The organism is Dictyobacter aurantiacus, assembly GCF_003967515.1.
GTDB classification, from domain to species: domain Bacteria; phylum Chloroflexota; class Ktedonobacteria; order Ktedonobacterales; family Ktedonobacteraceae; genus Dictyobacter; species Dictyobacter aurantiacus.
Window position 1 is genome coordinate 1,491,631 of record NZ_BIFQ01000001.1, and the last position, 12,976, is coordinate 1,504,606.

Consider the following 12,976-nt stretch of genomic DNA (forward strand, 5'->3'; position numbering starts at 1 on the left):
AACAAGGGTATGTTTAGCAATAGTATCAAGTGCAACATACCTCAGATTTATTCCTTCGGGGACACTAGTGTTATTATAACATGAATTTTGAGATATGAATGAACGGCTGATCAAAAATAAAAATTCCAGCCTCAAATCTGGAAATCGCGCCTCTAAACCTATTGACAGAAGCGGCCAGATCCTGTATCATGAACGCATCCTGAACGAGACAAGCCGAAGTGGTGAAATTGGTAGACACGCAACGTTCAGGGCGTTGTGCTCGCAAGGGCATGGGGGTTCGAGTCCCCCCTTCGGCACCAGCACCCGCCTCCTCTTGAGTGATCAAGGGGAGGCGGTTTTGTTTTGCCTGGATTCTGCGCAGAATAGGCGCGTCAGGCCAGGATGAGGCCATATATAGAGCATATGCAGGACATTATAAAAAATAGGGACAAAAACTACTTAAATACCCGAAATATCTCGTTGACAAGCCGATCGGAATCCTGTATGATATACCCATCCTGAACGGGACAAGCCGAAGTGGTGAAATTGGTAGACACGCAACGTTCAGGGCGTTGTGCTCGCAAGGGCATGGGGGTTCGAGTCCCCCCTTCGGCACCAGCATCCGCCTCCCCTTGAATGATCAAGGGGAGGCGGTTTTGTTTTATCTGCCCCAGCAGGCATATCCGAAGGCGGCATGCTTAGATATAATCAGGGGATGGAGCAATAGTGAGGGTAATCTGCTCTATCTTCCAGGAACCATCTGGTTGCCGATCGATTACACCGGACCAGCGATAATGATGCATGAGTGTCCCCTGTGGAACTTTCTCCTGCGTCTGAAGCTGCATTAGCATATCTACCTCCGAGGGTGAACGCACAATAAACTGCTTGAATGATATATCATTGTGCGCCAGAGATTGATAGCTGCTGATGAAGCGCTCATAGCTTGTGTGCCGCTGAAAATCTGGACTGCACAGGGCATAGGCCGCGTGATAGTTGTGTTGATTGAGGTCATCGTAATACAGGCTCACAACCAGGCGAGCCTGTTCAGATGGTGGTATAGAAGAGGTCGCGAAGGCTCCCAGGATATGCAGTAAAGCCAGTGTAACAATGCCAACCATAGCAAATAGCGGCAGGCATTTTAAGACAAAGTATCTAACCAGGTCTGGCTTACGTGCGATGGTCGAGGGCAATGGCATAACCTGTTCATGGGTATATGAAAAACCAAAATCGGCGGTTCGTGGAGCTTCGTCACTGGTCGCACGGACTGATTGAAGCTGTCCTCGCGAAGGGGGCGCCACGAGGTGGGGAGATACTGGTGCAACAACAAACTCCATGTTGTCCGGTTCGTCACTGGCTACATGGGACACAGGAAAATGAAGGTGATGTGCCAGTGATTGTCGCGGTCTGTCCATCATAGCAATAGCTCCCGCAAAAGCCTGAGCCAGTTCACCCACCGATTTATAGCGCTCAGAGGGATATCTAGCGGTCGCTTTCTGCAGCACCCGATCCAACGTCAACGGCAGATCAGGGGTAAGCGCGGCCACCGAAGGAATCGTCTCCCGCAGATGCTGGCGCATCAGGGCGTATGTGCTCTCCCCTTTAAAGGGCAGGTGACCGGATAGCATTTGAAAGAGCAGGATCCCCAGTTGATAGATATCTGAGTAATGGGTAAGCGGCTCGCCGCGCACCATTTCCGGGGACATATAGAGCGCGGCCTCCATATCGACATCCGCCCTACTTTCGAACAGGTGAGCCAGGGCAAAATCGGTCAGCATCAGCCGGCCCTCGGCGTTAATCAGAACATTCGTCGGCCTCAAATCTCCGTGAATGGCATGCAGGGAATGCGCATAGTCTAGCGCAGATGCGATCTGCAAGAGATAGGCCAGAATCTGCTGCGGCGCCAGCTTGCCCTCACGTTTTAATACCTGCTCCAGGTTTCCGCTGCCAATATAGGGCATCACCATGTACGCCAGCTGATCATGTTCTTCGTAATCTAGCAAGGGGAGAATGTGAGGATGATCCAGGCGAGCAATATTCGTTACTTCGCGTCGAAAACGCAGAAAAAAATCATCCCGCCGGGGTACCTGTGCCTGTACAACCTTGACCGCAACCAGACGTCCGGGATGGAACTGCCTGGCCAGGTACATAGTGCTGAACTGGCTATGGCCTATCATCTTTTCAAGCGTATAATTTCCCAGGACTGTTCCAACAAGATCATCATTCACTTTCACGGCGCACCGCCCCCCTGGCTAAGGTGTTAGAATGTGTCTTTCTTTCGTCTTTCTGGTGTACGTAAGCGCCCCCGCACGGGCGTCCGCTGTGCGGCGCACCGTTTTTTAGTAGGTGGTGTAACGCAGGTGCGAAAAAGCATGCAGGCGATGAGCATGAGATCAAGACACATTCTTACTGACGTAAAGTAGATCGATATACTATAATGACTCAAATGTCTGAAGAGAAATAAATGAGAAACAATAACCCCGTAAAATTGAGCATAAAAAAAGATCCGTTATATATATAACGAATCTTGGAAGCTTTTTTATTTGCTTGAATAACTGGAAATAGTATTCCCTCAATTTTGCCGAGCGCGCTGCCAACCAGCGTGAAGCAGAGGACGCGCACTGCATGCGTCCACGATGAAGATACACAATGGTGAAACAAGCCGTACGATCATTAGGGCGACTTCGCTCCGCCTGTTACCAGGTGTCCACGTGTCGTCTATCGACCAGGTCGTCTTCCTGGGATCTTGACTCTTCAAGAGAGTGGGAGAACTCGTCTTGGGTGCGGCTTCGCGCTTAGATGCTTTCAGCGCTTATCCCTTCTCGACATAGCTATCCAGCTCTGGCCCGGGCAGGCCAACTGGCACACCAGCGGTCGAGCCATCTCGGTCCTCTCGTACTGGAGATGACGCCCCTCAATTCTCCTACGCCCACGACGGATAGAGACCGAACTGTCTCGCGACGTTCTGAACCCAGCTCGCGTGCCGCTTTCATGGGCGAACAGCCCAACCCTTGGGACCTACTCCAGCCCCAGGATGCGACGAGCCGACATCGAGGTGCCAAACCTTGCCGTCGATGTGAACTCTTGGGCAAGATAAGCCTGTTATCCCCGGGGTAGCTTTTATCCGTTGAGCCACACTCCTTCCACTCGGGAATGTGGGATCACTAAGCCCGACTTTCGTCCCTGCTCGACCTGTCCGTCTTGCAGTCAAGCTCCCTTGTGCCTTTACACTCTTGTGGGTGATGTCCATCCACCCTGAGGGAACCTTTGGGCGCCTCCGTTACTCTTTGGGAGGCGACCGCCCCAGTCAAACTACCCGCCTGATCCTGTCCACGTCCCGGCTCACGGTGACGTGTGAGAAACAAAACACAACGAGAGTGGTATTTCATTGCCGTCTCCCCTACCCCCACAAGGATAGGTTCTCCGACTCCCACCTATGCTACGCACGCTCTGCCTCGTTTCGAGGTCAAGGTGTAGTAAAGCTCCACGGGGTCTTTTTGTCCTGTCGTGGGTAACCCGTATCTTCACGGGTACTTCAATTTCGCCGAGTCCTCTGTCGAGACAGTGCTCAACTCGTTACTCCTTTCGTGCGGGTCGGAACTTACCCGACAAGGAATTTCGCTACCTTAGGACCGTTATAGTTACGGCCGCCGTTCACCGGGGCTTAGATTCGCAGCTACGATCACCGCTCCTCGTAACCTTCCGGCACTGGGCAGGAGTCAGCCCCTATACTTCCGCTTTCGCGTTCGCAGAGACCTGTGTTTTTGGTAAACAGTCGGTTGAGCCAATTTCTTGCAACCCCCTCACGCTCCTGGCAAGCCAGTCTCGCTACTAGGGCACCCCTTCTTCCGAAGGTACGGGGTCAATTTGCCGAGTTCCTTAACAGAGGGTCGCTCGATCACCTGGGGAGTGTTCCCCCTGCCTACCAGTGTCGGTTTGCGGTACGGGCGGAGATGACTCTGGCGAGAGGCTTTTCTTGGCGGCCTAGGGGCCGATGACTTCCGCGGACTGACGTCCGCTCGCTGCACGTGTCATGCACAGGAAACCGGGATTTGCCTCGGCTTCGCACTTCACCGCACAGACCCATCCTGTCCAATCGATGGGCTCACCTTCCTTACCGCGTCCCCCCATTGCTCATCACGAGCATCTCCGGTGCAGGAATCTCTGACCTGCTTTCCATCGCCTACGGCTATGACGCCCTCGGCTTAGGACCCGACTCACCCTGGGACGTTTGACGGTGCCCAGGAACCCTCAGGCATTCGGTGTGTCTGGTTATCACAGACATGACGCTACTCATTCCGGCATTCTCACTTCTCTTCGCTCCACCAGTCCTTGCGGTCTGGCTTCTCTGCTGGAGAACGCTCCCCTACCAACCTCTCTTCAAGAGAGAGGTTCCATGGCTTCGGTAATCCGCTTCAGCCTCGATACGTTGTCGGTGCCACGACACTCGACCAGTGAGCTATTACGCACTCTTTAAATGGTGGCTGCTTCTAAGCCAACATCCTGGCTGTTTGGGCGTTGTGACCCCCTTTTACACTCAGCGGATACTTGGAGACCTTAGCCGATGGTCTGGGCTGTTTCCCTTTTGACGACGAAGCTTAGCCCCCGCCGTCTCACTTGCATGCATGCTGTCCTGGCATTCGCAGTTTGCTTGGGTTTGGTAACCTGCACGAGGCCCCTAGCCCATTCAGAGCTCTACCTCCAGGATAGTGTGTCATACAGCTGTACCTCAATACATTTCGGGGAGAACCAGCTATCTCCGTGTTCGATTGGAATTTCTCCCCTATCCACAAGTCATCCCCCAGTTTTGCAACACTGGTGGGTGCGAGCCTCGACGGACTGTCACATCCGCTTCACTCTGCTCATGGATAGCTCACACGGTTTCGGGTCGCATCGCCGCAACGTTCGCCCTGTTCAGACTCGGTTGCCCTGGGGCTCCCCAGCTTTAGCGCTGGTTAACCAGGCTACGACGATGCACTCGCCGGATCATTCTACAAAAGGCACGCCATTAGCCCTTGGTTCCTCCTGGAACAGTGGCCTCTGACTGCTGGTGAGTACGTGGTTTCAGGGTCTCTTTCATCCCCCTCTCGGGGTGCTTTTCACCTTTCCCTCACGGTACTTGTTCGCTATCGGTCGCTAAAGATGTGTAGCCTTGGAGGGTGGTCCCCCCAGCTTCCCACAAGATTGCACGTGTCTCGTGGTACTCAGGATCCCGACCCACGTTAACAAACCGTCCTTTACGGGACTGTCACCCGCTCTGGTCGCGCTTTCCAACGCGTTCAAGTAGTTCGTCATTGTTTGTTGTCGGTCCTACAACCCCGATGGACCCGAGGGTTCATCGGTTTGGGCTCCTCCCGGTTCGCTCGCCACTACTACGGGAATCTCGGTTGATTTCTCTTCGTCGGGTTACTGAGATGTTTCAGTTCACCCACTGCCCCCCGTCACTGCCTATGTGTTCAGCAGGCGGTCTCCAGACATCACTCTGGAGGAGTTGCCTCATTCGGATTCTCGGGGTTCATCGCTTGTATGCAGCTCCCCCCGAACGTTTCGCCGGTCTCCGCGTCCTTCTTCGGTCTTTAGCGCCAAGGCATCCACCTCGTACTCTGTGTAGCTTGTTCTCTACGTCTCTTCATCATGGTCTATGAATGCTTTGACTTATTCTTTGCGAGAATAAATCGATCCTCTGCTTCAACTCTGGCTGGCAATACATTCGCTCAGCAAAATTGAAGGAATACTATCTTCAGTTGTTCAGGTGCACTGTTGTGGTGGCTCTCGCCACACGCTTGCCGCCTGCGGCGGCGCGCGGTAGAGGGAGAAGATCCTGGGGGACACCCCCAGACCCCTGGCATGGGGACTGCCGTCCCCCTGCACCCCCTGGTGCGCATGCTGCGTGTTGCGGTGGTTGTACCCCAACAGCTCAAGAGTGGAAACCAGCGTCGCTTCTGGCAACACGCCATTTCACCAATGTCCTGGTCGACCTGGAAGTGGGATGAAACTGTGTGTTCTTCTGTGAAGAACGTTCATCCAAGCTCCCTAGAAAGGAGGTGATCCAGCCGCACCTTCCGGTACGGCTACCTTGTTACGACTTCACCCCAATCACTGACCCCACCCTCGACGCTTGCCTCCCCGAAGGGTTAGCCCAGCGGCTTCAAGTGTTGCCAACTTTCGTGGTGTGACGGGCGGTGTGTACAAGACCCGGGAACGTATTCACCGTAGTGTGCTGACCTACGGTTACTAGCAACTCCAACTTCATGGAGGCGGGTTGCAGCCTCCAATCTGAACTGAGGCCAGGTTTGACGAGATTAGCTCCCCCTCGCGGGTTCGCAACTCTTTGTCCTGACCATTGTAGCGTGTGTGTCGCCCAAAGCGTAAGGGCCGTGCTGACTTGACGTCATCCCCGCCTTCCTCCGTCTTATAACGGCAGTTTCGCTAGAAAAATCCAACTAACGACAGGGGTTGCGCTCGTTGCGGGACTTAACCCAACATCTCACGACACGAGCTGACGACAGCCATGCAGCACCTGTGAACCCGCCCCGAAGGGACAGCCCGTTACGGCTGGTGCAAGTTCATGTCAAGCCTTGGTAAGGTTCTTCGCGTTGCATCGAATTAAACCACACGCTCCGCTGCTTGTGCGGGTCCCCGTCAATTCCTTTGAGTTTTAATCTTGCGACCGTACTCCCCAGGCGGACCACTTATTGTGTTAACTGCGACACTGAAGGGGTCGATACCCCCAACGTCTAGTGGTCATCGTTTACGGCTAGGACTACCAGGGTATCTAATCCTGTTCGCTCCCCTAGCTTTCGCACCTGAGCGTCAGGTACTTCCCAGGACACTGCCTTCGCCTTTGGTGTTCCTCCGGATATCTACGCATTTCACCACTCCACCCGGAATTCCGTGTCCCTCTGAAGCCCTCAAGTCAGACAGTTTCCATAGTACTTCGTCAGTTGAGCCGACGACTGTCACCACAGACTTACCTGACCGCCTGCGTGCGCTTTACGCCCAGTAACTCCGGACAACGCTCGCCTCCTACGTATTACCGCGGCTGCTGGCACGTAGTTAGCCGAGGCTGATTCCTCTGGTACCGTCCGTTCTCGTCCCAGAGAAAAGCAGTTTACGATCCGAAAACCTTCTTCCTGCACGCGGCGTTGCTCGTTCAGGGTTGCCCCCATTGACGAAAATTCCTCACTGCTGCCCCCCGTAGGAGTCTGGGCCGTTCTCAATCCCAGTGTGGCTGATCGTCCTCTCAGACCAGCTATCGATCGCGGTCTTGGTAGGCCATTACCCCACCAACCAACTAATCGAGCGCAGGCTCATCCTCGGGCGCCGTTTCCGGCTTTCTTCTTACGAAGCTATGCGGTATTGTCGGCGATTTCTCGCCGGTATTCCTCACCCCAGGGCAGATGACCCACGTGTTCCTCACCCGTCCGCCACTCCCTACTTGCGTAGGGCGTTCGACTTGCATGTGTTAGGCACGCCGCCAGCGTTTATCCTGAGCCAGGATCAAACTCGCCATCCAATTGTATATCTGAACATCGCGCTCAGCGAGCGGATGTGCAATTGCATGTGAATTGCGATCATGGCCAAGTTACATTAACATTGGCTTATTTCGCAGATTATGTGGATGCTCAATGGAAAAACCATCAAGCCTCCGAATTGACAGGAACTGGTTCGTTGTGTGTTGTTGTTCCAGTTGCTGTTCTGCTTTCCACTCTTCAGTTGTCAAGGTACTGAGTTGACAGAACCTTCATTCTGCCAGGAGACAGGCGCTTGATGTTTTTTCGCTTGCTTGTCTCACGTGCTGTAGTATCGCATATTCGTTGTGCTTTGTCAAGCGGTTTTAGGACCACTTTTGCGAGCCGTCCGAAATCTCGTTGTGCGCCCCGGTTCCGCTGGGAACCGCCGTCAAAAACGGCCTGACACAGCCACAAAAGCAGTTATCCTGCGTGGTGTGTCTTCAAGGGGGAGAAGTTGATCCCGGAGAGGCTACCTTACCGTAGCACAGCTGATGCGAACGAACAGGAGCACCCATGCTCATCAAACCAGGTGATTGTTTCGTTTGTTGACAGCTCGATGATTATGCCACAGTGCCAATCATCTGTCAAGCATTTTTCAGACATATTTGTCCTCAGCCATAAAATTGGCGAAACATAGGGAGCGAGGAAACATTCATCCAAATTCATGTCAAAAAGGGGTTGACAGGGATTGAACTCTGTAGTAGTATTCCCTCTGTCAGAAAAACCACTTGCATGTGCAGGTGAGCTGGTGACAATAGCGAAGAGGGCACACCCGTTCCCATCCCGAACACGGAAGTTAAGCTCTTCCTCCCCGATGATACTGCGTGGGCAACTGCGTGGGAAAATAGGAAGTCGCCGTCTCACCCGCCCATACGGGTGGTTTTTTGTTGCTCCAAAGCGCCCGCAAGGGGCGCACCTACGATGACCACGATTTATTCACCCGTATTACCTATTGGGCTGGTTTCGTCAAAAAAAGCTGATTGCGCTGCGTATATCTATACATGAGAAACCTCGATTGTTGTTGCTATGGGCGAACTGGCTGGCCTGGTGCAGCGGTTGGCTCCCCCTGTATAGAAAGCATGTCGATTGATGATAGAGACCGGTGGTGCTATTTCCCCTCTATTAATTTCCCACTACGAGATGAATGATGATCAGCGGGCTATCGTGGCCCACAAACAGGGGCCGCTGCGCGTGATCGCGGGTCCCGGTTCCGGCAAGACTTATAGCCTGACGTTGCTGGCGATGAATCTGCTTCTCTGCGGAGATACGCCCCCCGAGGGCATGATACTGTGCACCTATACTCAGAAGGCCGCTTATGAGATGCAGGACCGGCTGTACGAGATCGCGCGCAAGATCGGTTATACAGAGGACCTGTCACAGATCAAGGTCGGAACTATCCATAGCATCTGTAAGCAGTTTTTGATCCGTCATCTGAACCATACACCGCTGGGCAATAATTTTGAGACGCTGGACCAGTTTTCACAGCAGATGCTGATCTACCGTCACCTGGATGAGTTGTGTAGTCCGGGGATGCTGCGCTTTCTGAGTGAGCAGTGGGGAAGCGGCTGGCAGATCGCCAAAAAACTGCGGTTTCTGTGTGACAAGATTGCCGAAGAATTGATCGTCGATAGGTTGCTGCAAGAATTTCCCCATCCGTACCTGGATGCCAGCAGCGATCAGCGTACCCTGACCAGTATGCTGCCACACATCTATCGGAAGTATGCCGCGCTCCTGCGTGACGCTAATTATGTTGACTTCGCGCACCTGCAAAAATATGCCTATGACCTGCTCCAGCAGCCAACGGTCTTTCAAAGTATCGCTCAACATATTCGTTATGTGCTGGTCGATGAATATCAGGATACCAACTATATCCAGGAACAGATCCTGTCTAAATTGGCTCTGGCAAATGGTGAGCGCAATCTTTGTGTGGTCGGGGATGAGGATCAGGCCCTCTACCGCTTTCGCGGCGCCACGGTACGCAATATTCTTGAGTTCGCACAGACATTTCCCGACTGCAAACAGGTGCAGTTGACTCTCAATTATCGCTCACACGCGGCTATTATCGCTACCTGCAACCGGTGGATGGAGAGTCTACATGCCTCCTTCCCGCAGGCACCCACCTATCTGTCCGGTATCTTCCGTACCAAAAAAACGATCCGCTCGGCTCTATCTCCCGCTGAGACGGCACATTATCCAGCCGTAATCACGCTGGAAGCTCGGGATCACAACGATGAGGCGGAACAGTTCGCGCGCCTGATCTATGAGCTAAAGCAGGAGGGACGCATCCAGGATTATAGCCAGGTCGCCATCCTGCTGCATAGCGTACGTTCGTCGTACAGCCAGCCATACATCGATGCACTCGAAAAATACCATATCACGACCCATTGTCCGCGAGCGCGCAACTATTTCAATCAACCGGAAATTCAACTGCTGCTGGGATGCTTTGCTCAGTTGCTTCATCTGCAGGAGGCCAACTTTACACCCGAGCAGGAAAATTTTCTGCTCTATCTCCAGTCATGTCGGGAACTACTGACCCTGACCTGTCAGCGCCATCGCGACCTGACCAGCGAGCTGCATGCGATCCAGGAGGAGATCTGGACGACCAGCGAGTGGTCTGAGACCGCCGAAAAACAGCTGGCGGATTATTTCTATCGCTTCATTTTTACGTCTGCCTTCGATACCTACCGAGCGGATAAGCAGGCCCTGGCCAGCCTGGTTATCTTCTCGCAACACCTCAAGGCGTTTTTAACCAGCTTTCAACACACCCATCTCAGTACCAGAAATCTGGCCGCCATTCAATACGATTTCTTTCACACCTTCCTCTACTTTCTCCATCTGGACGGGGTTAATCAATTCGAGAATCCAGATGAACTGGTGCCGCTGGATCATGTACAGATCATGACAATCCACCAGGCAAAGGGGCTGGAGTTTCCGGTGGTCATCGTGGGGCGACTGGATAAGGCGCCTCCCCAGGGTGGCAATGAGGACCGGGCGTTGCGGCCATACTACCAGCGGGCAGCGGTCGAGCCCGAGAAATATATTCCGGCCTTCGATACCCGGCGCCTGTTCTATGTGGCTTTCTCCCGCGCCCGGCAGGTGCTGATCCTGAGCGCGCCTCTGAAGCCGCATAGCCAGTTTAGCTTGCTCTGGTACAATACACAGGCATTAGAGTATCACTATCGCGAGCTGATGCTCCAGATGCCACCCGCGGAAGAGGTGCAACCGCATGAGCCGCCTAAGCGCCGCTTAAGCCTGACCGGCCATATCACGCTCTACGATACCTGTCCCCGGCAATTCGAGTACCTGCGCGAACACAACTTCAGTCCAGCCCACACCGCCAATACTTTTTATGGCCAGCTCATTCACCAGACGTTAGAGGGTATCCATCGTCTCGCTCTGGAGCAGCCTCTGAACAGCGTCCATGAGCATTTGATTCTGGAACTGTTTGAACGAACCTTTTATTTCCTGACCTGTAGTGGCATGACTCCCCTGGATCAGGCCAGTAAACAGAAGGCGCTGGCGCAGATCCTGCGCTACTTTGATCAGAATCAGGATCTACTTGACCAGGTGTACGACGCCGAGTATAGCTTCCAGGTTGAGAAGGATCAGTATCTGTTGACGGGCAAGATGGATCTGCTGGTACGGGGACAGCAGGGATTGGAGATCATCGATTTCAAGTCCGGGACCCGGCCTGAAGAGGACGCGGCGATCGTGGCAGCCTATAAGCAGCAGCTCTATCTGTACGCCCATGCTTTGGAGCGTCGCACACGTCAGTTGCCCGCGCGCCTGGCGCTCTATTGGACAGCCGAGCCCAATAAGCGGGATGCATTGATGGAGATTCCTTTTCACAAGGAGGACCTGGAGCAGGTCGATAGCTATTTTGATACCATCAGTCACAAGATTTTGAATAAGCAGTTTGAAGTGATCACGCCTCCTCCACGCGAGGTCTGCCAGCGCTGTGATATCCGCTATCTCTGCTCGAAACAGGGAACCATCTCGTTGTAAGATACGCCGCACGCGCGGCCGCACTGTTTTTTGTGTATTGGTGCATGTGGGGCGCTGATGCGCCCCACATGCACCAATAACAATGGACTGGTAGACTACCAGCCGGTTAGCTATCAATCCCTGGCGCATACTTGTGCCAGGTCAGATAACTGGTCCCCTGCTTACCGTTGGCCAGGATGGGCACGGAACGCAGGATTAGCTGTCGGTCGTCCACCATCTCGATGTAGCGTAGTTGTGCCTGGCCAACCCAGTTGGGAAATAAGCTGACCTCAACATGATAGGTGACCTCATTGCCGTGCAGCTCATATGGTCCCCCATAGGAGACATAGGATCGGGCGGCCCGGGCCTGCTCTTCCAGACTGCCGGCTAAAATATCTTCCGTCGCGAACAGCGGTCGATCGTCGGTGGCGATGACCGCCGACATGTAACCATCAGAGGAATACACCAGGTGCCCCCTGGCATGCGTTCCCCAGGGATAGCGAATATCCCCATCACTATAGCGCATCTCTACTGAAGCCAACTTCCATGTGCCGATTAAATCGGCCGGAGCGATAATTTGTTCCATCAGTGGCCGTCCTTTTCAGCTTGTAAGCTACTTATCTGCGCAACTTCTACAGTTGCTAACGCGCTACGCAAAATTCATACTCTTGTTTTATATAATGTTACCGTCTCCATATTTACACACAGTGCCCGTATAGCTGTCAAATAATGCGCAGCACTGACGGTACAACTTTTCGCGCAACTGCTACGTGTAGAAAGAGTAGTATGCCTAATTTGTAGCAGAAAATTAACATAAACATGACGATTATTGCGCAGATCTTAGTCCTGGTCGCCACTATGGCAGATCTACATGTAGACCCTGGTGCGCCAAATGGTTTCTTTCAGACGTGTAGGATAGAAGCAAGGAGGTCTGTGTAATAGAAAGGTTGAAGCAAGATGACTGCTATACATAAAGAGAATAATAAGACCCATATCGAGTTTCCCTCAATTACTTTTACGCGTCCAGCTACCAGTTCCATCGCGGTCGAGGATATAAATAAGGCTTCCTGGCTGGGGATCGCGGCCGGCCTGCGCTCTATGACACCGATCGCGGTGTTGACCGCGACCAGTGGAGAGAGCTCGTCGACATTCAAAACAGTAACAACCTTTCTAGCGGTTGGCGAAGCTATTGGAGATAAATTGCCTGTTATTCCCAGTCGTATCTCAAAGGGCCCTTTTCTGGGCCGCATTGTGATTGGGGCATTGTCGGGAGCGGTGCTTAACAAGCGGATAGGGCAGCCACCACTGATGGGCGCGATGCGCGGTGCGCTGGGCGCGGCCCTGGGAACGGTAGCTGGCTATACCATCCGTACCTTTGCTCCCAACACAACTGGTATACCCGACATCATCTGGGCCCTGGCCGAAGATGGCGTAGCTCTAACGCTGGCCATCAAAGCTACAGAACCACAACGCCAACTGTAGCAACAGCTTGACACAGCAGA

The 12,976-nt window shown here is 53.4% G+C and carries 4 protein-coding genes, 2 tRNA genes and 3 rRNA genes; 5 read left to right on the plus strand and 4 right to left on the minus strand.

Annotated features, from left to right (window positions below):
• Positions 1 to 212: 212 nt before the first annotated feature.
• Both KTT_RS06050 and KTT_RS06055 read left to right on the plus strand, forming a co-directional pair.
• Positions 213 to 299: transfer RNA gene (locus tag KTT_RS06050), tRNA-Leu, on the plus strand.
• 211 nt (positions 300 to 510) lie between these two features.
• A tRNA-Leu gene (locus tag KTT_RS06055) sits at positions 511 to 597 on the plus strand.
• 80 nt (positions 598 to 677) lie between these two features.
• Here KTT_RS06055 and KTT_RS06060 read toward each other — a convergent pair.
• From KTT_RS06060 to KTT_RS06070, 3 genes are all read right to left on the minus strand, one after another.
• Positions 678 to 2,210: a serine/threonine protein kinase gene (locus KTT_RS06060; RefSeq protein WP_126595125.1), complete on the minus strand. Its 1,533-nt coding sequence runs from the start codon at positions 2,208 to 2,210 to the stop codon at positions 678 to 680.
• A gap of 419 nt (positions 2,211 to 2,629) precedes the next feature.
• Positions 2,630 to 5,594 (minus strand): 23S ribosomal RNA (locus KTT_RS06065).
• 419 nt (positions 5,595 to 6,013) lie between these two features.
• Positions 6,014 to 7,492 (minus strand): 16S ribosomal RNA (locus KTT_RS06070).
• A gap of 742 nt (positions 7,493 to 8,234) precedes the next feature.
• Here KTT_RS06070 and rrf point away from each other — a divergent pair.
• Positions 8,235 to 8,351, plus strand: a 5S ribosomal RNA gene (gene rrf / locus KTT_RS06075).
• 228 nt (positions 8,352 to 8,579) lie between these two features.
• Positions 8,580 to 11,495, plus strand: coding sequence for an ATP-dependent DNA helicase (locus KTT_RS06080; RefSeq protein WP_126595126.1), 2,916 nt, complete (start codon positions 8,580 to 8,582; stop codon positions 11,493 to 11,495).
• A gap of 106 nt (positions 11,496 to 11,601) precedes the next feature.
• Here the strand turns inward: KTT_RS06080 and KTT_RS06085 are convergent, their stop codons facing one another.
• A complete protein-coding gene (locus KTT_RS06085) occupies positions 11,602 to 12,060 on the minus strand; it encodes a lipocalin-like domain-containing protein (RefSeq protein WP_126595127.1) in 459 nt (152 codons plus the stop codon).
• 371 nt (positions 12,061 to 12,431) lie between these two features.
• On the opposite strand from KTT_RS06085, the gene KTT_RS06090 reads away from it, so the two are divergent.
• On the plus strand, positions 12,432 to 12,956 hold the full coding sequence (locus KTT_RS06090) for a hypothetical protein (RefSeq protein ID WP_126595128.1): 525 nt from the start codon (positions 12,432 to 12,434) through the stop codon (positions 12,954 to 12,956).
• Positions 12,957 to 12,976 lie beyond the last annotated feature (20 nt).